Origin of the sequence: Bacillus sp. 03113 (genome assembly GCF_006546985.1) — a bacterium.
In the GTDB taxonomy this organism is placed as follows: Bacteria; Bacillota; Bacilli; order Bacillales; family Cytobacillaceae; genus VATK01.
In genome coordinates, this window is sequence record NZ_VATK01000009.1 from 49,708 (window position 1) to 74,804 (window position 25,097).

22 protein-coding genes are annotated in these 25,097 nt (G+C 37.6%); 3 read left to right on the top strand and 19 right to left on the bottom strand.

Annotated elements, in window-relative coordinates; all coding sequences use genetic code 11:
* Positions 1-14: 14 nt before the first annotated feature.
* From FDO66_RS10105 to FDO66_RS10115, 3 genes are read right to left on the bottom strand one after another with little or no spacing between them, the layout of a single operon-like run.
* Positions 15-995, bottom strand: a complete 981-nt coding sequence (locus tag FDO66_RS10105) for an ABC transporter permease subunit (protein WP_141432534.1) — start codon at positions 993-995, stop codon at positions 15-17.
* Positions 988-1,905: an ABC transporter ATP-binding protein gene (locus FDO66_RS10110; protein ID WP_141432535.1), complete on the bottom strand. Its 918-nt coding sequence runs from the start codon at positions 1,903-1,905 to the stop codon at positions 988-990. Before FDO66_RS10110 ends, FDO66_RS10105 begins: the two co-directional genes overlap by 8 nt.
* Entirely contained in the window at positions 1,892-2,701 is an 810-nt protein-coding gene (locus FDO66_RS10115; RefSeq protein ID WP_141432536.1) for an SGNH/GDSL hydrolase family protein, read from the bottom strand. Before FDO66_RS10115 ends, FDO66_RS10110 begins: the two co-directional genes overlap by 14 nt.
* A gap of 480 nt (positions 2,702-3,181) precedes the next feature.
* Between FDO66_RS10115 and FDO66_RS10120 the strand changes: the two genes are divergently transcribed.
* Complete coding sequence (locus FDO66_RS10120; protein ID WP_141432537.1) at positions 3,182-4,084, top strand: DMT family transporter; 903 nt, start codon at positions 3,182-3,184, stop codon at positions 4,082-4,084.
* A gap of 151 nt (positions 4,085-4,235) precedes the next feature.
* Entirely contained in the window at positions 4,236-5,459 is a 1,224-nt protein-coding gene (locus FDO66_RS10125; RefSeq protein ID WP_141432538.1) for an MFS transporter, read from the top strand.
* A gap of 643 nt (positions 5,460-6,102) precedes the next feature.
* Here the strand turns inward: FDO66_RS10125 and FDO66_RS21255 are convergent.
* From FDO66_RS21255 to FDO66_RS10205, 16 genes are all read right to left on the bottom strand, one after another.
* Positions 6,103-6,618, bottom strand: coding sequence for a nuclease-related domain-containing protein (locus FDO66_RS21255; RefSeq protein ID WP_258535691.1), 516 nt, complete (start codon positions 6,616-6,618; stop codon positions 6,103-6,105).
* Between the two features lie 202 nt (positions 6,619-6,820).
* Positions 6,821-9,907, bottom strand: a complete 3,087-nt coding sequence (locus FDO66_RS10135; RefSeq protein WP_181444526.1) for an MMPL family transporter — start codon at positions 9,905-9,907, stop codon at positions 6,821-6,823.
* Between the two features lie 293 nt (positions 9,908-10,200).
* Complete coding sequence (locus FDO66_RS10140) at positions 10,201-10,776, bottom strand: ANTAR domain-containing response regulator (protein WP_141432540.1); 576 nt, start codon at positions 10,774-10,776, stop codon at positions 10,201-10,203.
* A gap of 60 nt (positions 10,777-10,836) precedes the next feature.
* Positions 10,837-11,664, bottom strand: a complete 828-nt coding sequence (locus FDO66_RS10145; RefSeq protein WP_141432541.1) for an alpha/beta hydrolase family protein — start codon at positions 11,662-11,664, stop codon at positions 10,837-10,839.
* Positions 11,665-11,704: 40 nt separating this feature from the next.
* The gene (locus FDO66_RS10150; protein ID WP_141432542.1) at positions 11,705-12,670 is read right to left on the bottom strand and encodes an ABC transporter ATP-binding protein; all 966 of its coding nucleotides are present in this window, start codon (positions 12,668-12,670) and stop codon (positions 11,705-11,707) included.
* The gene (locus tag FDO66_RS10155; RefSeq protein ID WP_141432543.1) at positions 12,651-13,649 is read right to left on the bottom strand and encodes an ABC transporter ATP-binding protein; all 999 of its coding nucleotides are present in this window, start codon (positions 13,647-13,649) and stop codon (positions 12,651-12,653) included. The genes FDO66_RS10150 and FDO66_RS10155 overlap by 20 nt, the downstream gene beginning before the upstream one ends.
* Positions 13,650-13,695: 46 nt before the next feature.
* On the bottom strand, positions 13,696-14,595 hold the full coding sequence (nikC, locus tag FDO66_RS10160) for a nickel transporter permease (protein ID WP_141432544.1): 900 nt from the start codon (positions 14,593-14,595) through the stop codon (positions 13,696-13,698).
* A 15-nt stretch (positions 14,596-14,610) separates the two neighbouring features.
* The gene (nikB, locus tag FDO66_RS10165; RefSeq protein ID WP_141432545.1) at positions 14,611-15,531 is read right to left on the bottom strand and encodes a nickel ABC transporter permease; all 921 of its coding nucleotides are present in this window, start codon (positions 15,529-15,531) and stop codon (positions 14,611-14,613) included.
* Positions 15,532-15,577: 46 nt separating this feature from the next.
* Positions 15,578-17,131, bottom strand: a complete 1,554-nt coding sequence (locus FDO66_RS10170; protein WP_141432546.1) for an ABC transporter substrate-binding protein — start codon at positions 17,129-17,131, stop codon at positions 15,578-15,580.
* 154 nt (positions 17,132-17,285) lie between these two features.
* Entirely contained in the window at positions 17,286-18,077 is a 792-nt protein-coding gene (locus FDO66_RS10175; RefSeq protein WP_141432547.1) for an HpcH/HpaI aldolase family protein, read from the bottom strand.
* Positions 18,078-18,097: 20 nt separating this feature from the next.
* Positions 18,098-18,916 (bottom strand): carbon-nitrogen hydrolase family protein, encoded by an 819-nt coding sequence (locus FDO66_RS10180; protein ID WP_141432548.1) that lies wholly within the window; start codon positions 18,914-18,916, stop codon positions 18,098-18,100.
* A gap of 30 nt (positions 18,917-18,946) precedes the next feature.
* Positions 18,947-19,573, bottom strand: coding sequence for a GntR family transcriptional regulator (locus FDO66_RS10185; RefSeq protein WP_141432549.1), 627 nt, complete (start codon positions 19,571-19,573; stop codon positions 18,947-18,949).
* 478 nt (positions 19,574-20,051) lie between these two features.
* Entirely contained in the window at positions 20,052-20,963 is a 912-nt protein-coding gene (locus FDO66_RS10190; RefSeq protein WP_181444527.1) for an acetamidase/formamidase family protein, read from the bottom strand.
* 632 nt (positions 20,964-21,595) lie between these two features.
* Positions 21,596-22,924 (bottom strand): HAMP domain-containing sensor histidine kinase, encoded by a 1,329-nt coding sequence (locus FDO66_RS10195; protein ID WP_141432551.1) that lies wholly within the window; start codon positions 22,922-22,924, stop codon positions 21,596-21,598.
* A gap of 5 nt (positions 22,925-22,929) precedes the next feature.
* The gene (locus FDO66_RS10200) at positions 22,930-23,637 is read right to left on the bottom strand and encodes a response regulator transcription factor (protein WP_141432552.1); all 708 of its coding nucleotides are present in this window, start codon (positions 23,635-23,637) and stop codon (positions 22,930-22,932) included.
* Between the two features lies 1 nt (position 23,638).
* The gene (locus tag FDO66_RS10205) at positions 23,639-24,322 is read right to left on the bottom strand and encodes a hypothetical protein (RefSeq protein WP_141432553.1); all 684 of its coding nucleotides are present in this window, start codon (positions 24,320-24,322) and stop codon (positions 23,639-23,641) included.
* Between the two features lie 240 nt (positions 24,323-24,562).
* Between FDO66_RS10205 and FDO66_RS10210 the strand changes: the two genes are divergently transcribed.
* Positions 24,563-25,027, top strand: a complete 465-nt coding sequence (locus FDO66_RS10210) for an NUDIX domain-containing protein (protein WP_141432554.1) — start codon at positions 24,563-24,565, stop codon at positions 25,025-25,027.
* The last annotated feature ends 70 nt before the right edge of the window (positions 25,028-25,097 follow it).

Consider the following 25,097-nt stretch of genomic DNA (forward strand, 5'->3'; position numbering starts at 1 on the left):
TTGTTATCCCAAGTTTAATAAAAATCCTTTTTAGTAAAAACAAAAAACGAAGTAAATAACCCAGCAAGCCCCCATATGGCTAATACCGTCATTGAAAAACTAAGTGTCATTCCGTTGATTGGGGGTGCTGCTCCACTAATAAAATTCGTTAATTTCAAATTCACCATAAATAAATATTTAGCCGATTCCCAGGATGACACCATATTTGCTAAGATTGCCCCGGAAATAAGACTAGCAAGCATAATGCCCATTACGGCCGCTGTACTTCTCAATAAAACGGATAGCATAAAGGTCAAGGTACCTATAATAAGAGAGACAAACCAGGCAAGTCCAAAATCCATTAAAATGTATTGCCATAGCGGGATTAAATGAACAGCTGCAGTATTCAAATCCTCCCCTTGAACTGAAAATCCAGTTAATAATGGCATTGTCCAGCCGCCATACCCAAACACCAAACCAGACATCGCATAAGATAACAGTCCAATCGAAAACAAAATGAAGGAGATGGAAAGAATCAAAGTGATGTATTTACTTAATAAAATCCTCCAACGATTAACTGGTCTAGTAAGTAAAAGCTTGATCGTCCCTGCACTTGATTCAGATGAAACAAGATCTGAAGCCATAACCATCACCATTAATGGCAGCAGTAAATCGATCGAGCTTTCAACAAAAATCCTCATAAAGGTTGGCGCTCCTGGTGATGTAGGATTTATATTATGATCAAGATAGTATTGCTGCTGTTGAATTTCGATTTGTAAATACTTCCTCCAGTCATCGGAAATTCTGCTAGATGTTAATCGATTTTGCATATCGATAATTCCTTGCTGAACTTGAGTACGCCAATCTGCTGTGCCTACTTTTTCTTCTATCGATTTTGCTTGTTTATATTGAGCATATGTAAATAGGGGTACAAGCACTGCAATGATCAAGATAATGACATATAATCTCTTTTTTTGGACAAGCTTAATCATTTCATTATGAACCAAATTAATCAATGACCTCGCCTCCCGTTAATTCGATAAATAAATCCTCGAGTGTTGGAAGCTTGATTTCCATTCCTTTCACCTTAATGCCAGCCTTTACTAGCTTTTCATTCCATTCAGAAATTTTTTCATCTTTATATGGAGTTAATAAGATGCCATCCTCTTTTTCAAACACAGCGGTTTCTTCTGCTAAAATTTCTTTCCCTTCCTGTAAAGGCTCCACCTTCCAAGCAACACGCTCTTTTTCACCAAGAAGATGCTCAACAGAATCGATACGAATAATTTCTCCTTTTAAAATAAACGCGACACGATCACACATGAGTTGAATTTCACTTAGTAAATGAGAAGAAACGAGAACGCTCATCCCTTCTTCCTTTGCCAAAAATCGAATAAACTCTCTCATTTCTCTTATCCCAGCTGGATCAAGTCCATTAGTAGGCTCATCCAAAATTAATAGCTTTGGTTTACCGATAAGAGCTTGTGCAATTCCAAGACGCTGCCGCATACCAAGGGAATACGTACTGACACGATCATGAATACGATTTTGGAGTCCGATTAGCTCAACTACTTCAATAATGCGATTTTCAGTTATTCCAGATACCATACGAGCAAACTGCTGAAGATTCTCCCAGCCTGTCAAATACGAATAAAGCTCGGGATTTTCAACAATACAACCAAGATTTTTGATTGCCTCTTTAAATTGCGTCTTTAACCTCTTGCCGCAAATAAAAATATCGCCCGATGTTGGTTTGATAAGACCTGTCAGCATCCGAATCGTTGTTGTCTTCCCAGCTCCATTCGGCCCTAAAAATCCAAAAACCTCTCCTTCTTTAATTTGCATTGAAATATCCTTAATGATAACTTTTTTTCCTATCTTTTTCGTTAAATGCTGCACTCGAAGCGGAAACTCATTTATTGTCATTTGTTTGTCCCTCCTTTTGAAACGTTAATAGAGAGGCTGCTCGTTCCGCAATCAGCTTATAGCCTTCTTGATTTGGGTGAAAATGATCATTATAAAGGTAATCATTGACATTTAATTGAAATAAATCAAAGGTAGGTACATATACGATCTTCTTGAAGGATGCTGCTACTTCAGCAGAATCATTATTCCAGGAACGAACGATTTGAGAAGTTTGTTCAGGGTTGTCTAACTCAATAAAAGGATTGTATAAGCCGATATGAAAAACAGTCGCATCTGGATTCAATTGACGAATGGTTGTAAAAACCTCATTTATATTTTGTAAATAGGTCGATTCTGATTTCTTTGTTTCACTTTCGGACAAGTTTACAATCGCTTCTCCGCCTCGAAATAAATCATTCCCGCCAATCGTAAGAAGGATGACATTAGCCTGCTTTACTTGTCTTTGAATTTCTGGCTGCTTCATTTGCTCTACAAGCTGTGTAGATGTTTGTCCTTTAATAGCCGTGTTCGTCACATGGATAGTTTGCTTTGTTTTCGCTTTTAGCTCATCTACCAAAACACCTACATACCCTTTACCAGATTCATCACCCGTCCCTCTCGTTAATGAATCTCCTAAGGCTAAAATTTGATAGGCTTCTTGATTATCCTCCTCATCATTTGTTGATTTAACCGTAACAACTTCCTTTGTGTTACCTTGAGTAAACTGATCTTTCATTGTCCAAAACAATCCACAAACCCATAATATTGTAAAAACAACAGAGAAAATTGTGATGATTTTAACAGAAATAGCTTTCACATAACCATCCTTTCATAGAAAAGCGTAGGCGTCTTGTTCAGCCCCGACAAGCATAAGACGCTTCTGAATAGAAGGTGTTCTTTGCCTTCAATTCAGAAATGGCTTATGACCTCGAGGGGCTAGACAAATTAGAAAAGCGTAAGCGCCCTGTTCATGTATTCTATTAACCTTCATTGTAAATATATTTCGAAAAATATGGAAATGAAAAAGCCTGTTTTGAATATTTTAATCTAATGAGAAAGCCACTCCATTTAGTAGATTAGTTAAACCTCCTTTTCTTTGTAGTGTAAATGAACATTTTTTAAGTTTTTCTTTTCAATTCTTGCTCTTTCATTTTTTATCCAGTTCATCCTTCATTCATATGGTAAGATTGTCTTAGTTGAGAGAATGCTATATTGCAACTTACGAATCAAACATCAGTGGGAAGTTTTTTTGAGATGTTACAAGATTATTTGAATCTTTTTCAAAGGAGTAAAACTTATGAGGCTATACAGTGCTTTATTTGGATTAAGCTTAATTTGGGGACTATCATTTGTTTTCATTATGTATTTAACAAGCTCCGTTGGCGTATGGGGCACGGTTTTTTTTAGATGTATTGCAGGTGTGATCATACTTCTCCCGTTTCTATGGTTAAAAAGAAATCAAGTTGTTCGACCAATCCCCTGGAAATCATTAGTCGTTATTGGGGTGTTCAATGCAGGTCTTCCATGGGGACTCATTTCTTTAAGTGAAACACAAATAAACAGCAATGCAGCTGCTGTTTTAAATGCCCTTACACCCATTTTTACCGGACTTATTGGCTTTATCCTTTTTTCAAAAAAATTATCAAAGCAGCAATGGCTTGGGATAGTGACTGGTTTTATTGGGATATTAGTATTAACAGAGTTTAATATTCATTGGCTATCTGGACAAAGCTTTATTGGGATAGGAACGATGATGTTGGCAACACTCTGTTACGGATTTGCCTCTCAATATACAAAAAAATATTTATCCAATACAAGTGTTCTGCTTCTGTCAACAAGCTCATTGATAGTAGGAGCAATCATCGGATTACTTGGAATGATTTTCACAAACACAGTACCAACGAATATGCACTTTAATTTCGTTATTTACCTTTCAATTATTGGACTTGGATGCTTAGGCTCAGGTATCGCTTATCTTCTTTTCTACTATTTACTGACAAAGGGAAGTCCAGAATTTGCTGCGACTGTAACCTATATCATTCCATTAACCGCCATGATATGGGGCTATGTACTATTAGATGAGCCCATTACAAAAAATCTGTTGCTTGGACTTTTGATTATATTTTTAGGAATCTATTTTTCAAATAGAAATTCCACTAAAAAATTAACTCCTATTAAGCTGCTAAAAAGAAAAGCATGAACGATCTCACCAGACTTTTTTACTAGTCTGGTTTTTTTATTTGAGAGATTGCTGAATATAGGGAAGATTTTTCGAAAACTGGATTGCATTTATCACCAATTCCAAATAAAATGATTAGGTTAGTCATCAGACTCATTTAGGAGTGTAAAAAATGAAAAATAAATATATGAAAACAGCCTCGGGGCTGTATATTAATTATTTTATGCTTGGTATGGTAAATATCATGCTAGCATCGAATATGCCCTACTTAACAAAACAATTAAATACAGATAGTGCTGGTGTCAGCTATATTATTTCAGCAATAGGGATAGGAAAATTACTTTCATATTCTATATCAGGGATCCTGTCAGATAAATTTGGGAGAAAACCGCTGATTTTACTATCAGCGTTGACAATGGGGATATTTCTGGTTGGAATTCCATTGGCTCCAACTTATCAAATTGCTTTTCTTTTTGCCATTCTAGCAGGAATTGCCAATTCTGCTATGGACGCAGGAACATATCCAGCACTCATTGAAATTTTCCCAAAATCAACGGGATCTGCTAGTGTGTTAGTAAAAGCATTTATGTCTGCGGGAGCAGCTCTACTCCCAATAATGATTGCATTTTTCGCTGACCATGAGATGTTTTATGGCTATTCATTTTTCATTCCGGCGGCGATTTATTTTATAAATATGATGTTCTTATTTATGATGTCGTTTCCTAATCATAAAATTGAAAAGGTTCATTTCATGAAAGGTGATTCTGATAATAGTAAATTCCGCTCAAAGCCTCAATTTTTGAAAGAAGGACTAGCTCTTATTGTCATGGGGTTTACATCCACATCATTATTTACCGTTGCACAAATTTGGCTTCCTACCTATGGGCAAAAAGTACTTAGAATGACCAGTACAAGTTCAATTAAATTATTAAGTTTTTATAGTATTGGTGCCTTAATTTCCGTATTAGCATTGTCCATTTTGTTAAAAAAAGCAATACGACCAATCAATGTCGTAGTCATATATCCGGTCATTACCTTTTTTTCCGTATTAGTTTTATTAACAATGAAATCAACTAACTTAGCCATCTTTGCATCATTCTTTTTAGGCTTTTCTACAGCAGGAGTTTTTCAGCTAACAATAGCCATAATGACCGAATTATTCTGGAAGAAAAAAGGGACGGTTACGGGATTGGTCGCTACTGCAGCTGGATTGGCTTCTGTACTCTTGCCAATTGCTACTGGTTTAATGTCTAAAACCGGACATATATCTAATATCTTCATTTTTGATGCTGCTATTTCTTTAGTAGGAATAACCGCAGCAGCCTTTGTAAACATCAGATATAGAAAAATTGTAAAAAAGAATTTTAACAAAAAATTGCGTTATTCCGCATCGTAGTTAGAAAAGCGGAAGTGCCTTGGTCAGTCCTGAAGAAAAATGTTCCTTTTGCTCATATAGTGCTTTTTGCTTTATGAGATAAAGGGTTATTTTTCACTAGGGCTGGGCGCTGGAGCTAGACATCTTTAAAAAGGCAAGGAAGTTTCAATCTTCCTTGCCTTTTCCTTTGTTATATGGTTTCTCAAGGATTAAAATCGTTAAAATCTAGATTGTATTTCTTCCCTTTTGTAGATCCAGTACTTGTTAAATTCATTGAATGAAACAGCCTCGTTACAAGGGACGGAGATGAAATTCCTAAAAATTCTTTCATCTGACTACTAGTTATTGTTGATCCAAAAAGAAGAGAATAGTCCTTTAATGCTGAAATGTGAGCGTCCTTGCATTTATTGTGACAGATCGGGCACAACCAAGCACTATGAATTCTTTCCATTGGAATATGACTGCACTTATTACAAATGACTCCATTTAATATTTCCTCTTTTGTTATTTGAAATTGTTCCAGTATGGATGAATTCAGCGGGGTATGCTTTCTTAAAAAAAGCCGGATGACTATTTTTATTTCTTTTTCCGTTAGAACTTTTTCTCGAGTGGAGTTTTCAATTTGATTGATTTTTGTTGGGAGAAAATCACGGTGAATAACTTTTTAATTTAGATGGAAGTTTTCAGGGGAAGTACGTATAACAGATTGAGGATTACTGAAGACTATCAAGGATTGAATTGGAATTTCTGGCAATCGATTTTGCGAGAACCAATTCTTTAACTGTGATTCTTGCCGATTCACTTGAAGAATAGGATCCGGAAAAGCCCTCTCCTTCCCTTCTTTTGTTCGAATAAGCTGATTAAAAACAGGATCAAAATATAACGTACCTGTTATATTTTTCACTTCTATAATAAGGACAAATTTCTGGGATAACAATAATGTATCTATCTGAAAATAGTGTTTATTGTCATAAAGTCGTAGATCATGAAAAATGAAGAAGTTTTTCTCTGCAAGGAAGCTTAAAGGGTAATCAATAGAGTTCTCACCTTTATAACCGGCTAACATTTTGTTGAGATTTTCATTAATAAAGGGGATTTTCGGATGATTAGGGGGTATACGTCGAAGTAGTGCTTGCAATTTTTGAATAGAAAGAGGAATTTCTCTCTTTTTTATGATCATTTCATCACTCCCAGCTTGGATTTCCCTTTTAATATTCTAGATTTGAAGAAAAATTCCTGCAAGACATCTATTTTTTTGAATTAGATGATTTTTTATCGATTTTTTGATTTTTTTATCGATTTTATATACTTTTTTATCGATTTCTCGATTTTTTTCAACATATTGCCGCCACCTAAATTTATTAAGTGACGGCGATATGATATTATTTTCTTTTGTTTGTCATCGTCATTAATGCTGGCAAAAACATTGGCAAGAAAATAAATGCTAACAATAACAAAGCAATAATAACAGCTGTTGCCAATTGGGTTAATGTTAGTACGCCTGAAGGATACATCGCCGCAAAGGTTCCTGAAAGGATAATAACAGCGGAAATAATAACGCCTCCTGTATGCTTCATTGCCTCTAGAATGGCTTCTTTCACAGGCATGTCTTTATATTCACGAAATCTCATCATTAAGAAAATGCTATAGTCAACTCCTAATGCAACAACCATAATAAAAGCAAAGAAAGGAATGGTCCAAGTAAGCTCGTTAAAGCTTGTAAAGTTTTTAAATAACATTTCTGTTGCTGATAATGCCGTAAAATAAGCCAATATAAGAGATGCAATAATGTAAACAGGTGTCCAGAACGAGCGGGTTATTACAAATAAAACAATTAATATACCAACAAGCATGATACTCGCTGTTTTTGTAAAATCACCTGTACTTACTGTATTTAAATCGTTATTTTGAGAAGAAATGCCTGCAATTCCATAAGAATCATGCTCAAAGTCTGTATCTTTCACCAGCTGCTCATATTTTTGATTGATTTCCTTAATAACGTCCATTGCTTCGTTTGAGTATGGATCAACAGACAACACGATGGTCCATTTCACTAATTTACGATCATCCGACATAAAGGCATCGATTGATTTTTGAAAATCTTCTCCAGTTCGGACATCTTCCGGGATAAAGAAGCTTTCAGTCGATTTCGTTTTTGTTACTTCGTCCAGATAACCATTGACGTCTGTCAAACCGTTGTTCACTTCTCCAAGTCCTGCTACACTATCATTTAGCCCTTTTTCTAAAGTGCTCATATTTTCTTCCAGTTCATTTAAACCACTATCCAGTTGAGCTTGACCTTCATTTATTTCAGTCAAACCATCCGATAATTTTGGAAGACCAGCAATAACCTGCTTTTGACCATCACTGCTCTGTCTAAGTCCATCCTTTAAGCTTCCAACGCTTGCTTCCAACTGTTTTGATCCAGATAAAATTTTCCCTTGACCATCGTTTATCTGCTTTAAACCCGTATTAATTTGTCCTAATTTTTCATTGGCTGAAGCAAATTGTTTATTCAGCTCAGATAAGCCTGCTGATAGTTGTTTTAGCTGTTCATTGAGTTGAATAGACGTTTGCTTTAATGCGAGAAAATTTTTATCTGCCTTCAATTCTCCATGAGTTTGCTCTAGAGCTGCTATATATCCATTCATCGCATTTGAAGCATTGATGAATCCATTCACAGATCCTTCTATCTTCTGATACTGTGAATAAAGGGTATTATAGCCTGCTTGAATGCTGGATACATTACTTGATAAAGCACTTGTAGATTGAACTAGATCCGTTAAGCCGCTATTTAATGAATGAATTCCTTGCTGAAGTTGATCCGTTCCGCTTACTCCTTGTTGTAATCCATTATCAATTTTAATCAGAGCATCCGTTGATTGATTGATCCCGCTTTGGATTTCTTTTGTTCCAGATATTAAATCATTAACCTTATTGAAATCCTCAGTAGGAACGGCTTCTATTTGATGAACGGCATCTGTAAGGCCATCTTTAATCGTTACTACACCGTCATTAGCTTTTTTTACACCTTCATTTACTTGTTCACCTTGATCATTTGTATATAGTTCAGGTATTTTTTCCCCTTGTGGTCGAGTCGTACTATAAACTTTATCGACTCCTTTTATAGACTGAATAGACTCTGTGACTTCATCAATGAATGCTAATGACTCATTTGAATCGAAAGGCTGATCACTTTTTAATACTAAAGTGGTTGGCAAGGCCTGCCCTGGTGGAAAATGATCATAAACTACGGAAATCCCTTTTACAGAAGGATACGAGTCATCAATTTCGTCAAGCGAATTATACGTTAATTGACCATTATAGAAAAAGATAAAAGGTACACATAATGAGAGCGAAATGATTAACCCTAAAATTGGTTTTCTTGCTGAAAATTGAGTAATGCTGGAAGTAAGTCTATTTTCCTTGTGTCCTGAAGAATTCTTGGAAGGCCAGAATAACTTATTGCCTAGCAAAGCCATAAAAATGGGAACGATCGTATATAATGCAAGAAGAAGAACACCAACTCCGATGCCAACAGCGGATGCCGATTTAAACAATTTAAATTCAGCTAAGCCTAAAACAATGAACCCGATAAATACAGCAAGACCGCTAAATAATACAGTTTTTCCAGCTGTTTTGTACGTATAAATAATGGCTTCTAAAATGGTTTTCTGCTTCGTTAACTCTTCCTTGAACCTAGTGAACAGCAAAATATTGTAATCTGTCCCTATGCCAAATAACACCAGTACTAAAAAGATTTGTGTGAAATTTGAAAACGGGAAATTTACCTGATCCACTAAAATTGTTACAATTCCTAAGGAAGCTAAATAGGTAATGGCAACTGCAATGAGCGAAACTATGGGTGCAACGGGTGAGCGAAAGACAAGGATGAGCACAATGATGATAAAAGCTACTGCAATTCCTTCTGTCTTATGAATTCCTTCTTGAGTTGTAATGATAAAATCCTCTAAAATCAGTTCAGCTCCAGTAAGATGAGTATCGACTTCAATATCCTTTAAAGCTTCATTAAGTTCATCCCTTACTTCTGCTTTACTTCTATCTCCCATTTCAACAGATACAAGAGTAAGGATCGTTGTGCCATCCTTCGAAATTAACTGTTCTTTCAATTCTTCATTGTTAAGATGTGAAATAATACTAGTAATCCCTAATTCTTTTTCTTTGGATTCAAGTTCATGAATCCCCTTTTCTACTTCTTTAAGCTGTTCACTATTTAATTCCTTTTCTTCATGAAAAGCTACAATGACATTCATGTTATCTTTGTCTGTTTTATTGTCTAATTCTTTTAATAACTTATCGGCCTGCATGGATGAATATCCTTCTGGCACGCCAACTTGTCCCTTTTCCCTAACAAGCTCCCCCAAATTTGGCATCAAGAACAACAATGATCCCACAAGTAATATCCATATGATAACAATTGGCCATTTCAATTTAATAATCTGCTTCATCGTCTGCCTCACCTTCATTTGATCTTCAAAACGATCGTAACAACTAAAAATAAAATGAAAGTGAAACAAAAATAAAAAATTATGAAGAAAAGCGGAAGCGGCTTGTTCATCGACGTAAAGTGCTGGCCATTATATCTTCACTTTCTTCCATCACATGATTACTAGTTTTTATTTTTACTTTGTTTATCTAATTCTCGTAAATTTTTGACTATACCTACTAAACTTTTCTCAGATTCTATTCGAAAAAGTAATCAAGTGTTGTTGTAAAAATAACTCTGACGCATTCGATTTCCTTATTTTTCTCCTAATAAGACGCTTTGAGCTACTTTCCCCAATGGCAACCGACTTTGCATGCTTTCTTTTTGCAGCCATCGAAATGCTTCTTCTTCCTTCATATCAGATCTCTCCATTACCTTGCCTTTGGCTTTTTCCACTTTCTTTCTAGTTTCCATCTCCTGTTGAAGCTCCCGTATTTGGCTATGCAGCTGTGACAATCTTGCCTTCTGCCCAAGGGCTATTTCAATAGCTGGAATTAGGTTTTCAACGGTTATTGGCTTCATTAAGTATGCTATCGCACCAGCCTCTTTAATATCCTTTATTATCGATTTGGGGCTGTTTGCGGTTAGTAGGACGATCATCGCTTCTGAGAAGGAACTAATAATTTTTGCCGCCTTCACGCCATTCATTTTCGATACTGTCACATCCATTAAAATTAAATCCGGTCTGTACTGATAAGCCATTTCGACCGCCTTTTCGCCATTCTTCACTGCTGCAACAACTTCATAGCCCTCTGCATAAAGTATTTCACAAAGATCCATCCGAATGATTGGTTCGTCATCAACCACCATAATCCTATGCAAGCTCCTCATCTAATACCCCCTACCATTTTTTGTGTCCATCATGTACACCTTTTTTGGTCATTTGAATACTTAAACATTTTGTTTCAATAGGTCTGCAAAAAAGTCTTTCACATAGGGAACAAGTTTAGATCCTTCGTGAGCTGCTTCAGGGACTTCTTCATACTGAACGTGAATCCCTACAGATGTCCAATTTTCACACAATGTTCTTATACGTTCTAGGCGTGTATCCCCAGCCATTTCCACTCCAGGAAGCCAGAATGGATTATCTTTTCCACTTGGCAGGCTTTTGTTATCTTCGCTGCCAATCAGCAATTGTACCGGGACACGGCGGATCTCCTCCCATTGAATATCCGTACCGAATTGTTCTTGAAAGTCGCGTATTCCAATAAACCAATCCAAATTTTGATCTAATAAGGTAACATTGCCAGGAGAAGCAATCGAAACGCCTAAAAGCCTGTCTGGATGAAGATAGAAGAACCGATGCACAAATTGTCCGCCCCCGGAAAAACCAAACAGCAAAAATTTTTGTCGATCAATCCCATACTGACTAGTAAACTCTTGAATCATAGCCAATAAAACATAGTCAAAACGAATATCGTGGTACTTGATCTTTTTGTAGGAATTTAGTTCTCCCGGCTCTCCAATACCTGCTGGAAAGAGTGGCGCAAGGATAATAGCACCTATTCTTTCCGAAAAATCTTTAAACTCGTCTCTATATTGCTGTGCGCCTCGTTCTGTCCCATGTATCACGACTAGCAGTGGATGTTTTAATGGATCGGTGTGATCAAAAGCGCTGGGAATATACGCACAGTAAGAAAACCTTTGATCGTTTTGACATGCGTATAAGGAAGTAGCACCGGGTTCCAGCCTTACTCTTTGTTTTTGATTCGAATTCATGCTTCCTTCTCCTCTCAAGTCTTTTTGGAACAGTTCACTTTTAAGTGTACAAATGACATGCAACATATTGTCCATCCACTTTTTTTAATGCAGGCCTTTCAGTCTTACAAATCTCCATACACTTGCTGCAACGCGGGTGAAACGAACAGCCTGAAGGCGGATTGGCTGGGCTTGGCACATCCCCTTGGAGTACAATTCTCTCTTTTTTTATTAACGGACTTGGAATCGGAACAGCGGACAATAATGCTTTCGTATATGGATGTTTTGGGGACTCGAACAGCTCTTTTTTATCCCCCAGCTCCACCAAGCGCCCCAAATACATGACGCCGATTCGGTTGCTAATATGCTTTACCACACTTAAATCATGGGCAATAAATAAATACGTTAAATGAAATTGCTCCTGTAAATCTTGCATAAGGTTGATGACTTGGGATTGGATAGATACATCTAAGGCGGATACCGGTTCGTCTGCTACAATTAGTTTCGGATTTAAAGCAAGTGCCCTAGCAATTCCAATTCGCTGTCGTTGTCCGCCACTGAATTCATTCACATACCGCTCGGCATAGTAGCTGCTTAAACCTACAATATTAAGCAATTCCTCCACTCGGCGTGTTTTTGCTTTCCCTTGGACAACATTGTGAATTTCGAGTGGCTCGGCGATAATATCGTGAACGGTAAGTCTTGGGTCGAGGGAAGCATACGGATCCTGAAAGACCATCTGCATATCTTTCCGGTACTTTCTTAATTTGCCTGATGGCATACCAACTAGGTTTTTCCCTTCGTAAATAACTTCTCCCTCTGTTGGATGAAGAAGCTGAAGAAGCGCTCTCCCTGTTGTCGATTTTCCACATCCACTTTCTCCTACTAATCCGAGTGTTTCCCCTTGATAAATCGTAAAATCCAATCCGTCCACTGCTTTAACATGACCGACTGTTCGGCTAAAGATCCCTTTTTGAATGGGAAAATATTTTTTTAAATTTCTGACCTCAACCAATGGCTTCTTCATTGCGATCACTCCCTTTGTCGGATGTATGAAGCCAGCATCTTATAAAATGGCCTGTTTCTATTTCCTCCAATTGGGGCTTCCGTCTTACACATTCATCTGTCGAAAATTCACAACGAGGAGCAAAATGGCACCCTTCCTGCAAGCTTCCTGGAGCTGGTACGCTTCCCTTAATGGAATACAACCGTTTCTCCTCCGATTCTATTGTTGGCATCGACTTCAATAATCCTTGTGTATACGGATGCTTAGGACGAGTAAATAGTGTAACGACATCACTTTCTTCGACGACTTTCCCGCCGTACATAACCACAACACGGTCACACATTTCTGCCACGACACCAAGATCATGGGTAATAAGCAGAATCGCCGTCCCTTGTACGGACTGTAGATTTTTCATTAATTCAAGGATTTGAGCTTGAATGGTTACATCTAGAGCAGTCGTCGGTTCATCCGCAATTAAAAGCTTTGGATTGCATGCCATTGCCATCGCAATCATAACCCGCTGCCTCATTCCTCCGGATAAACGATGTGGGTACTCGTCTACTATTTGTTCCGATCTAGGAATCCCTACCAACTTGAGCATCTCAATGGACTTTTCCCTAGCTTTTGCCTTGCTATACTTCAAATGGATCCGAACAGCTTCTCCAATCTGATCCCCAACCGTAAATGCAGGATTTAGAGAAGTCATTGGCTCTTGAAAGATCATGGCCATTTCATTGCCCCGAATCTCCTGCATTTGTTTTTCTGTCAAAGCTAAAATATTTTTCCCATCGAACTTAATAGAACCTTCTACCACTTTCCCCGGGGTTAATCTCATTGCTGTCAAGGAAGTTACGCTTTTTCCAGAGCCAGACTCTCCAACAACTCCTACCGTCTCCCCATTGCGAATAGAGATATCCACTCCATCAACAGCAGGAATCACCCCTTCATCTCTAAAAAAATATGTCTTGAGTCCTTTTATTTCAAGTAATACATGTTCCAATCCTTCCCCTCCTCTTTACATCTTACATTTCTATTTCTTTATAAGATTACAACTTCATTTTTGGATCAAGAGCATCCCGAATACCGTCCCCCAGCATGTTAAAGGACAGGACGATAAACATGATGATTAAGCCAGGTATTGTGCTGACATGAGGAGCTGTTCTTAAGAATTCCCTTCCTGCGTTTAGCATTGCTCCTAATTCAGGAGTCGGCGGCTGGGCACCCATCCCAAGAAAGCTTAATCCTGAAGCTGTGAGAATGGCTGTTGCAATACGCATCGTAGACAAAACGATAATCGGGGTGATGCTATTTGGAATCACATGCTTCAAGATGATTCGGGTATCTCCTGCCCCCATCGACTTGGCTGCTTCGATATATTCTTTATTATTGACTGTTAAGACAGCGCTTCTGGAAATTCTCGCAAAATTCGGCACGGAAAAGATACCAATTGCAATCATGACATTTACCATGCCAGGTCCCAATACACTAACAATAGAGATAGCAAGAAGGAAACTTGGAAATGCCATAAAAATATCCAACACCCGCATCATAAACATGTCTATCTTTCCGCCAAAGTAACCCGCGATTGTACCAAGAGATACACCAAGCACTACACTAATCAACACACCAAATACCCCGACCATTAAGGAGATTTGAATTCCATAGATTATCCGCGATAACATATCCCGCCCATATTCATCAGTCCCAAAAGGATGGCTTAAAGAAGGAGGGTTCAAGATAATATTTAGATTTTGCTCAATCGGATCATAAGGGGTAAGCCATCTGGCGAAAACAGCGACAAAAATCACCAGCACCGTCATCCACAATCCAACTTCGGCCCGTTTATTTTTTTTAAACCTCTTCAAAATCAACGTCCATTGTGATCGTCTTTGATAGGTAGGATTTATAGGTTGCTTCCCTTCTAGAATGATAGAGGTCTTACTCATTGCTTCTACTCCCTTCTACTTATATCTGATTTTGGGATCCAATACACTGTAACTCAAGTCAACGATGAGATTGACGAAGACAAAGATTGTTGCTACAAACAAAATGCATCCCTGAACGGCGGGATAATCCCGAAACTGTATAGATTGAATAATGTACCTCCCAAGTCCGTTCATCGAGAATACCGTCTCTGTGACAACAGCTCCGCCTAATAATGTGCCAAATTCCAATCCTATAATCGTAATAATGGGAATGGCTGCATTCTTTAATGTGTGCCTATAAATGACGATCCTCTCCTTGACACCTTTGGCACGTGCTGTACGGATATAGTCTTGATGAATCACCTCTAGCATACTAGAGCGGGTTAACCTTGCTAAAACGCCAGAAGAGGAAAGCCCTAAGACCACAGAAGGAAGAATAAAATATTGAAAGCCGCTGCTTCCTCCAGAAGGAAGCAGCTGTAAATAATAGGAGAACAATAGAATAAGCATAATTCCAAACCAAAACACTGGCATTGATATCCCGAATAGGGAAAACATCATCGCCACATTATCCCTTACGCTATTCGGCTTCGTCGCTGAAAAAATTCCTGCAAATAGACCGACAATAACCATAATGAATATAGAATAGACCGTAAGCAAAATCGTGTTCGGAAACCTTGTCATAATTTCTTGTAGGACCGGCCTCTCTGAATGCAAGGAAATGCCCAGATCGCCTCTGAGCAAACCCAATGCATAGCTTAAATACTGTTTGTATAAAGGTTCATCCAAGCCTAAACGTTCACTAACACTTTGTATTTGTTCTGCGGTTGCATCAGCTCCCGCAATTAAATTGGCTGGATCTCCAGGAACTGAATGAATGATAATAAAGCTAAGGATGGACACACCAATTAAGGTTGGAATCATTTGCAGCACGCGTTTTATGATATAACTTGTCAAAATAATTCCTCCTCTTTCTATTTTGTAGATTCCCATTCATCCCTGCTTATTTTTTTACCGCCTTACGCAAATCATATATATATGTTGGGAGGAATGTGATACCTTCCACATTTTTTGCCACTCCCCAATGTGCTACATCTTCATGAAGAAAAATCCATGGTGCATCTTTCTTGACCATCTTCAGCACTTCTGTATAACTTTTTAGGCGTTCAGATGGTTTGACCTGCGATTGTCCTGCCATGATAAACTTATCGACTTCCGGGTTATTGTAATGGGCATAGTTCGTAGGGCTCGTTGATAATAAGGCATCGCGGAATAACGGGTCTGCATCACCAGTGTTTGCTAACGCCCCTCTCATAAATAAATCATATTTGCTTGGGTCTTTCAGAGCTTCTAAATAGGCTCCCAATTCCAATGTTTGCAATTCAACTTTAAAGCCCAGCTGCTGCAAGCTGTTTTGAACAAATTCAGCTGCTGGCTTATCCTGCGTTACGTTTGCGGCAAAAATTAATCGAAAACTATAATCTTCCGGGACAACGCCTGCCTCTTTCAGGATTGTCTTTGCTTTAGAAATATCAAATGGATAGGCACCAACATTACTGTAACCGAATGTGGACTCAGAGATGGCAGCAGTAGATGTTCGAACCCTTCCGTCGTACAATTTGCTTACCATGGTTTCCTTATCAATTGCATAGTTTATTGCTTGACGCACCTCCACTTTATTAAATGGCTCAACGGTTGTATTAAAGCCGACATATGCAATTCGATTGGCCTCGATGGAATTGGCCATAATGGTATCGTTATCCTCCAATCGATTTAATTCCGCAAGAGGGAGACTGCCTGTCAGGTCAGCTTCTCCAGTTTCTAGCATAATGACACTTGCTGATGTTTCTGGAACATTTTTAAAGGTAACAGTTTTCACTGAGGGTTTTCCAGACCAATAATCTGAATTTGCTTCCAGTACCACGGCATCCCCGGTCATCCATTCTTTTAATTTAAACGGACCCGTTCCAACTGGATTCTTCGCAATTCCTTCTTCGTTTTCTTTAATCGACTTAGGACTAAGAATACTACTGGCAGGGTGAGCTAAATTCCCTAAAAAGGCTCCTTGCGGGGCTTTCAAATGAAAAACAACCGTCGTCTCGCCATTAGTTGTAATGCTATCAATATACTGCCCTACCAAAGAATACTGCTTTAAATTCTTATCTTTGTTGGCCACTCGTTCAAAGCTGGTTTTTACCGCTTCTGCATTAAAAGGTGTACCGTCTGTAAAGCTGATACCTTTATTTAGCTCGAAGGTCCAGGTTTTCCCATCCTCTGAGGTTGTCCAGCTTTTCGCCAATTGCGGGATGATCTCCATTTCTCCATTAAATGTAACGAGCCGATCGTAGATTTGATAATTAATCAGGCTGGAGATCGTATCTGTTACATTTTGAGGGTCTAAACCTACTGGGTCTCCGCCTACCGTGACGGTCAATTCTTTCGATACTGGATCTTCCTTTTTCGAGGATGTTTGTTTATTGGGACTACACGCAGATACTAAAATAGATAAAACAATCAGCATTACAGCTGCTAACTTCCAATTTGAAATCCATCTCATTTTTTATTTCCCCCTTTGTAAATAAAAGAACTTATTCTCATTAATTCTTCTTTTTCTTGAAATTGTTAGAATATTCAAAAATATATTGAAGCAGATAACCATGATTCTTCTAAATAATATAAAAACTTTAGTGAGTTTTTTTCCTTATTCCATTTTATTTATGTCCTTCAACCAAGCTATTTTCCACACCCCTAACGTCGTGTAAATGGGATGCCAACATCTTGCTAAGCAGGAGTGCATCTATAGGAGGTATCGTAAAGTAATTCACCCCCCACCTGGAATACATGTCTACCTCTTCAGCAGTAAATGCAGGAATACCGATACCGAGTCCGGCCTCCCGTGTTACTCTAATAATTTCTTCCATGGCCTCCATCACAACGGGATGATCAAATTGCTCTTGATATCCGAGGGAGGAAGCCAAATCTGCAGGACCGATAAAGAGTAAATCGAGGCCATCCACACGAACAATCTCGCTTAGATTGTTAATTGCTATAGCATCTTCGATCATTCCAATTACAGTAACCCGTTCATTTTGTCGCTTTATATGCTCTATAAAGGGAGTAGTGCCATAATGAGCGGATCTTGATGAGCCATCGAGTCCTCGGTAGCCAATTGGACGATATTTTGCATGGCCAACTGTTCGCTCCGCTTGTTCTCGTGTTGTGAGATGTGGAACCATAATGGCATCCGCTCCTGCATCGAGAACACGAAGCATGGCCCCATAGTCATTTTGTGGGGTTCTCACCACTGAAGAAACTTGTACGCATTGGGCTGCTCGAATCATATGCTCTACCATTCCAAAATCCATTGTTGTATGCTCCATATCAATGATGGCAAAATCGTACCCGGTGTATCCCAGCATCTCTACAACGGCTGGGTCCTTTAGCGTTACAATTGTTCCATAAGCCGTTTGTTGATCGTCCAATCGCTTGCTTAATTTATGCATGTAACATGTTCCTTTCGATATCAATTTGTTATTTCATATAGCTTTGGTTGCCGCTGTTCATACGATGGCAGCTTGGAGCGTACATTTTTTATTCTAAATAGATCTATTTCACAATAAATTAGAGCTTCTGTCTCTGGACCTGCGACCAGCTGGACACCCATCGGATCGACAACAAGACTTTGTCCGATGTAAAAATCGCTCACTTGATTACATGCAGCCACAAAAACTGTATTTTCTAATGCCCGAACTGTAACTAAGTGATTCCAATGCTTCTCCTTCATCGCACCCTTCACCCAGCCAGATGGGACAATAATGATATCTGCCCCCTTGGCTGCCTGATAGCGGGCAATCTCAGGGAATCGCAGCTCATAACAGACGAACAAACCTAGTTTTCCGAATGGAGTTTGAATTGGTTCAAATAAACTGTCTCCCGGGGCAATCGTTTTCGTTTCCTCAAACCCGAAGGCATCGTACATATGGGTCTTTCGATACGTTCCTGCAATGGAACCATCACTTGATACGATGACGACCGTATTGTATACGCGGTCTTCATTCGAATCCTTCATCGATTCCTTCATCCCGAATACTAACCAAATCCCGCTTTCTGCCGCCAGTTTTCTCATCTTGGTAACAAAGGATCCTTCTAATGTTTCTGCGTCATCCACGATGATGTGTTTAGGGGTATTGATAGGAAAAAAACTCATAAATATTTCTGGAAAAACGACCATATGGGCCTGATTATGAAGAACAGCGTCACGGACGGCCGATACAGCTTTTTCATAGTTTTCCTGTTTACTAGACGTCGATTCTAATTGAGCCATGACTAGTCGAAATTTCATCCTTTTTCTCACCTCTTTCGTTTCAATCGCCTACAGCTTGCCCTTTTCTAAATGTTCCGTCAGATATTGAACGGCAGAAGGAATATCTTTTTGAACTAGAGCATTTAAAATGATCCGATGTTCTTCAATAAAATGTTCAAGGACGTCAGGTTTATTTTTGAGCCATTTTCCTGCTCTCACTGTGAACTGCCTTTCCCTTGCCTGACTATACATCTTCAAGAATTGTGAATTCCCGACTATTTCCAGTAAGTAATAATGGAATAACGCATCTTTTTCCACCAGTTCTCCAAAATCTCCAGCTAGATAAGCTTTTTCTTGCATCTCAATAATGCCGTATAGATCTTCAATATGCTTGTCTTCAATACGATTAGCAGCTTGCCACAGAGAATACGTTTCAATAGCGATTCTCATATCGATCAACTCGTTCCGTTCCTCCAAAGATATCTCTGTAAATACAATGCCCCGGTTTGGGAGGATTTTCAGAAAACCCTCGTGCTGAAGACGATTTAGAGCCTCCCGGATTGGTGTCCGACTCATATTCAGTTCATGTACAAGATTATTTTCTGAGGTATACTCCTCCTCTCCTTTGATCATCTTTTCTTTTATTAGTCGGTAGGCTTGATCCTTGAGTAATTCTTTTACTTTTTGCTGATACATTTTTATCCACACCCTTAACTAGAATACTTATCTTGGATACAAACTTGTATTCTAACTTGTATACAAGTTAAGTATAAAAAATCATTCTGAATAGGTCAATATAAATATTCTGAATATTAAAATATTATTACGATGCTTTTTGATGATTTTTAAGGCTATCTTTAAAAGAAACCTAATTATGACTTTTGAGAGCTTCGTAACATAATTCCTCGGTTTGATAAGATGTTCAAAGAACCATTTTGTTGAAGATGAATTTGGTCCATTCATATTGATTTCCATCCTTATATTCCTTACCGACATAAAACGGATTTTTATGATATTTTTCTTAAATCTTTTAATCTCTTTTTTAATAGGTGGGATTCATAAGCAACTCCTTTCCTTGTATTTAAAAACCTTTATCTACACTTTTACAAGAATATTAATTTCTTGGATGTAAATTTGTATTCTAATCTGTATACAAGTTGAATATATAAATTGTTTATGCCCCTAGCAAACTTTCCATCCCGATAAGCTTCGGCATTTTCACCCGTGCGACTGTTTCCACTGGACATGGCTTGCAGCATTGGCTAAGCCGGATATCACCTACTGCTCCCATTAATAGATAAGCGTCCGTCATGCCAATATTTAGACGCTCAGCTACTAGTTGCTGCGTAATCTCGCTTGCTGCTTGAATCGCCTTTAGTATCTCATGATGACTGGAAATGATATACCAAGCATCCGCTGTTTCCACGATTGGTGTTGGCAGAGGCTTACCTTCGCCTTTAAGCAAAGTTAAACGGACTTGAACCTCCCCATTGATTTCAATTCCTGTCCCACACATTTCGCCATCCCCCATGGAGGCATGTAAATCACCAAGACCAAACAAGGCTCCTGGGACAAAAACTGGTAAATACACGGCTGCCCCCTCCCCAATACATGAGGAATCTAGGTTACCCCCATGCACCCCAGGATGTCCACATGCAACTTCTCCTTCTGAGGGAGCAACTCCAATCACTCCAATCATTGGTGAGCAAGCGAACTGAATCTGATCAGAGAATACAATCGTTTTTTCTTCCTTGATTTGCACGGTCTTTGTGCGAATAGCAGATTGATGAATTAATGTCCCTATATCTGGCATTGTCGTAATAACTCCCTTTTCTCCGATCGATATGTGAAGGATTTCTACCTTTAAAATATCGCCAGGCTCTGCTTCTTTGACATAAATCGGTCCTGTCGCTGGATTAATTCGGCTGTAGTCCATGGAAGTAACCAAATCATCGTCACTTTGGATTTGTCCAGAAAAGCAATCTTGGGTTCGTATAATGACCTGATCCCCGCTTTGAACACTGAGAACTGGAGCATGTTTCCCCGAAAAGCTAAAAACAAACTGATCGCAATTCAATTCGTGCATCCACTTCATCCCCTTCTTTTATTTTTCCTAATACTTTCTTTTTTAGCGACAATAAAAAGCTTCATCTTTTATGAAAAATTCATCCACCCCTTTACCGCTTTTTCTTCACCCCCCATTTTCATGCGCTTAATTGACGGATAACAAATTGTAGATTTCTAGGGTCAGAGTATTCTCACTCTGGTCTTCTGTTTCTTTGATCCCTTATATTCCTATTTGTGACCCAGCGTGAAACTGCGATCATATCAATGACCTGCTTACTTAGGAGTGAAGTGGATTAAATCGACTTACATATTTCAAAACTCTGTCGACGATTTCGTAGCGTAACAAGGAATAGGCACTCGCCGTTTATGCTAGTTTAAGCTTTCTAACAATGAGCTTTGCGTACTAGTACCAAATACACCTAAACTCCAATCCTTCGTTACACTCCTAAAAACAAAAATGGCACCCTGGCACAGAAATAATTTCTGCACCAAAGGCACCATTGCCAACCATTTTCACTTGTTAATAATACTATAATGCAAGTTGTAGAAAAATTCAATATATTTAATTTATTTTTTATGGACATTTCATGATTGGGGTTAGATGCTGGTTAAAAGTTTGTTTTGTTATTTTTAAGAAAAAATAGATGATGTTTAATGACTATCAATAGGTATCGAGAACTTTATCCCCAACCCACCTTTTTGAGAATGAAACGCCCTGATTTCTCCGCCATGCCGCTCAATAATGGATTGACAGCTCGCCAGACCAAGTCCCGTTCCTCCTGTTTCACTTTGACGTGATTGATCCACTGTAAAGAAACGCTGAAAAAGGAATGCGAGATCACTATCTGGAACACCTATGCCATTATCTTCGATCACAAAAAAGGCATATTCCCCTTTTAAATATCCATTCATATAAACTTCAAGCTCTTCTTTAGCACCATACCTGACAGAATTACTAAACAAATTGGCAAAAACTCTTCGTAGCATCGGTTCATTAATTGAAAAACATTCGTTTGCAAAATGATGTTCCCAAAATAATTCATAGTCGAGTCCTGAAAGCTCAGCCTCATATTCTATGGCAACACTCTCAAAAAAATCTTTTATTCTAATCGAATGAAAACTAATCGATGGTAAAAGCACTTCATTTTTCGTAAATGCTGAAAATTCATTGATCAAGTCAGTAATATCTCTTGATTTCTTGCCGATAAGATTTAAGTATTCTTCCTTATCAATTTCTGATAAAGATTTCTTTGTTAATAATAATTCGATGAAACCATTTATTGATGTTAACGGCGTCTTAAGATCATGAGTAATCGCTGCAACCATATCAATTTGCTCTTTGTTAGATTGATGAATCCTTTCCTGCATTTCACTAACATGCTCAAATAGTTCGCCAATTTCATCTTTTCTATTATGCATAATCGGATGAAAAGGGCTATGATATTTAATATTTCTTAAGCGTTTATTTAAATTTTGAATCGGTTTTGTAATTAAATAATGCAAATAAATCGTTAATGCGATAAAAATCAAAGCTAACGCGATCATTAACAACAATAACGTCTCCGAAAAAACAGTTTTTAATATAATATCTTGTGGGTTTAAAGGCCTTTGCAGCTTCAAGAGTAGGACTGTTTCTCCATTGTGATCCTTAATTTGATACCATGTTTCGCTAGGTTCTCTATCTTTTCGAGCACCTCGAAAAACATATAATTCTTTAAAACTTGGATCATATAAAGATAAAGTTATTTTCTCTCGTGTGATCGTTTTTTTCATATAAGCTTCAATTGCATCGACATCTGGATATAATTCCTCTATTTTTAAAGGGATCACTCTATCCTTTAATTGATGTTCATGGCGAATATCCGTTACTCTTGTGATTATGCTCTCAATTACATCCATTTTAATATAAATAGCAATCATGACAGCTAAGATCATAATGATAAATGAAAATAAAAGAGGAAGCTTTAGTTTAAGTTTCATGCTCTCTACCCTTCAAGGACAAATTTATATCCGATTCCCCAAATAGTCTTGATAGAATCAAATTCCTTTCCTAGCTTTTTCCTTAGATTTTTTATATGAACGGTAACAGTATTAATATCCCCGAACTCATCGCCCCACACATTTTCGTAAATTTGTTCTCTGCTTAACACTTGATTTGGATGATCATAAAGATAGGATAAAATTTGAAATTCTTTCGTAGATAAATCCATTTTTTTATCATATAGAAAGGCTTCATACGTGACCTTATTTAAAGACAAAGGACCCTTTGACATATAGTTTCCACTTGTTTGTACTTCCTCATGTTGACTAAGCCACTCTTTTTGCAATCGATCAATCTTTCGAAAATGGGCTTTCACTCTTGATGTAAGTTCATGAATGCTGAATGGTTTTGTCATATAATCATCAGCTCCTATTTCTAAGCCGATTACCTTATCCATATCCCGATCCCTAGCACTAAGAATCAGAATAGGAATATTATATTGCTGCCGTAAAATTCTACAAACCTCTAATCCATCTAACCCTGGCATCATGATATCTAAAATAATAAAGTCAATCTTCCCTTCCTTTACTTTATCTAACGCTTCTTGACCTGAGTATGCAGGTTTTACATCAAATTGTTCATATTTTAATCCATCCGAAATAAGCCTTACGATATCGCGATCGTCATCCACTACTAAAATCGTTTTTTGCATGCTACTCACCTAATTTTTTGTTTTTTCTTTTCATATACCATACACCAAATGTGATAACAAGTACGATTAGAATCCCTACAATCAGTATCGAAATATTTTTTATATTTGGTACAGTAAAGTCGAAATAAATAGGCGTTGCTTCCGTAAGAGATATATTCCAGCTTAATGTTTTCCCCTCCTTACGATCGGCATTATACTTCCCAATTGAATCAATGGGCAAGGTGACCTTAAAATCAAAATCCATTTTTTCTAAAAACAAATCAAAAAGGTTTTTAGGAATATTTTTCGAATCTATACGATTTAATGTACCTTCTATATATGTACTTGGATCAATTTCCCCATTAACTTCATATTTTGTGTAAAAGAATCCGCTCGTCACTTTTACAGAAAAAGTTTGAAGCTTATCTTCCTTTGTTTTAAAGGAATTTATGTGTTTCTCTGCATGATACTTAAGATTTTCTCCATCTGTCATCCTTTCAAATTCAAACCCATTTTCGGTAAATTGTTTTTTTATTTTCTCTTCGAATGTTGAATCTAAAAACATTTTTGCACGAGAGTTTAGCAACATATCAAAATGAAGATCCATATTTCCATTTTTCTTTATGTATAAATGTCCAGTTCCTTTTGCACAGCCTGTTAATGCCATTAAAAGTACAAATGATAATAATATTAGTTTTTTAATCATATTTTCCTCCTGTCACATGAACATATTTCAATCTTATCAAGAAGAAATAAAATAAAAATAAAAGAAAAATGAAAAATTATAAACGCTCTCTGATCATATGAGATTACGCTTACTGCTCAAGATCGTTCTATTGATAATTTTTTGATTATTGGAATTTGTAATTAAAAAAGGAGTTTCTTTCACTTTCACGAATATGTACACACAGACCAAGTATCAAATTCTAGGAACGGAGGCTTATTTATGAGCTATTGTGATGAGATGAGAAAAATGATTGGAACTTCTCCGCTTATTATCGTTCGACCTAGTGTGGTAATTATTAATCAAAATGGGGAAATTTTATTGAACAGATACGCTGATGAAGAATGGATGATCCCCGGCGGAATATTACAGTTAGATGAAACGGTTGAGGATTGTTTGAAAAGAAATGCAAAAGATGATATTGGAATTACCTTACATAAATTAAATTTGTTTGGTGTATATTCAGGCAATGAATTATATACAAGAACAGAAGATGGAGATGAGTATTACAACGTTGCTATAGGTTATATTTGTACTGAATACGAAGGAGAAATAATGCCTGATCAAAATCAAGCTATAGAAGCTAAGTTTTTTAAAGTAGATGATTTACCTGTAAACACAAATCCTTTCATTCAAAAGAAGATAGTTGATTTAAAAATGCAACTAAAGAACTTTTTGAATGTTTAACATCGGTTCAAAGCTCAATGGAAGGGGTAAATTGGGATAAAAAAAGAGAACTCGCTACAGCACGCTGTAA

Coding starts and splice junctions, on each gene's coding strand:
- FDO66_RS10110 (WP_141432535.1), bottom strand. CDS start 1,905: ATGACAATAAATGAGTTTCCGCTTCGAGTGCAGCATTTAACGAAAAAG.
- FDO66_RS10120 (WP_141432537.1), top strand. CDS start 3,182: ATGAGGCTATACAGTGCTTTATTTGGATTAAGCTTAATTTGGGGACTA.
- FDO66_RS10125 (WP_141432538.1), top strand. CDS start 4,236: ATGAAAAATAAATATATGAAAACAGCCTCGGGGCTGTATATTAATTAT.
- FDO66_RS21255 (WP_258535691.1), bottom strand. CDS start 6,618: ATGATCATAAAAAAGAGAGAAATTCCTCTTTCTATTCAAAAATTGCAA.
- FDO66_RS10135 (WP_181444526.1), bottom strand. CDS start 9,907: ATGAAGCAGATTATTAAATTGAAATGGCCAATTGTTATCATATGGATA.
- FDO66_RS10140 (WP_141432540.1), bottom strand. CDS start 10,776: ATGAGGAGCTTGCATAGGATTATGGTGGTTGATGACGAACCAATCATT.
- FDO66_RS10145 (WP_141432541.1), bottom strand. CDS start 11,664: ATGAATTCGAATCAAAAACAAAGAGTAAGGCTGGAACCCGGTGCTACT.
- FDO66_RS10150 (WP_141432542.1), bottom strand. CDS start 12,670: ATGAAGAAGCCATTGGTTGAGGTCAGAAATTTAAAAAAATATTTTCCC.
- nikC (WP_141432544.1), bottom strand. CDS start 14,595: ATGAGTAAGACCTCTATCATTCTAGAAGGGAAGCAACCTATAAATCCT.
- FDO66_RS10170 (WP_141432546.1), bottom strand. CDS start 17,131: ATGAGATGGATTTCAAATTGGAAGTTAGCAGCTGTAATGCTGATTGTT.
- FDO66_RS10175 (WP_141432547.1), bottom strand. CDS start 18,077: ATGCATAAATTAAGCAAGCGATTGGACGATCAACAAACGGCTTATGGA.
- FDO66_RS10180 (WP_141432548.1), bottom strand. CDS start 18,916: ATGAAATTTCGACTAGTCATGGCTCAATTAGAATCGACGTCTAGTAAA.
- FDO66_RS10185 (WP_141432549.1), bottom strand. CDS start 19,573: ATGTATCAGCAAAAAGTAAAAGAATTACTCAAGGATCAAGCCTACCGA.
- FDO66_RS10190 (WP_181444527.1), bottom strand. CDS start 20,963: ATGCACGAATTGAATTGCGATCAGTTTGTTTTTAGCTTTTCGGGGAAA.
- FDO66_RS10195 (WP_141432551.1), bottom strand. CDS start 22,924: ATGAAACTTAAACTAAAGCTTCCTCTTTTATTTTCATTTATCATTATG.
- FDO66_RS10200 (WP_141432552.1), bottom strand. CDS start 23,637: ATGCAAAAAACGATTTTAGTAGTGGATGACGATCGCGATATCGTAAGG.
- FDO66_RS10205 (WP_141432553.1), bottom strand. CDS start 24,322: ATGATTAAAAAACTAATATTATTATCATTTGTACTTTTAATGGCATTA.
- FDO66_RS10210 (WP_141432554.1), top strand. CDS start 24,563: ATGAGCTATTGTGATGAGATGAGAAAAATGATTGGAACTTCTCCGCTT.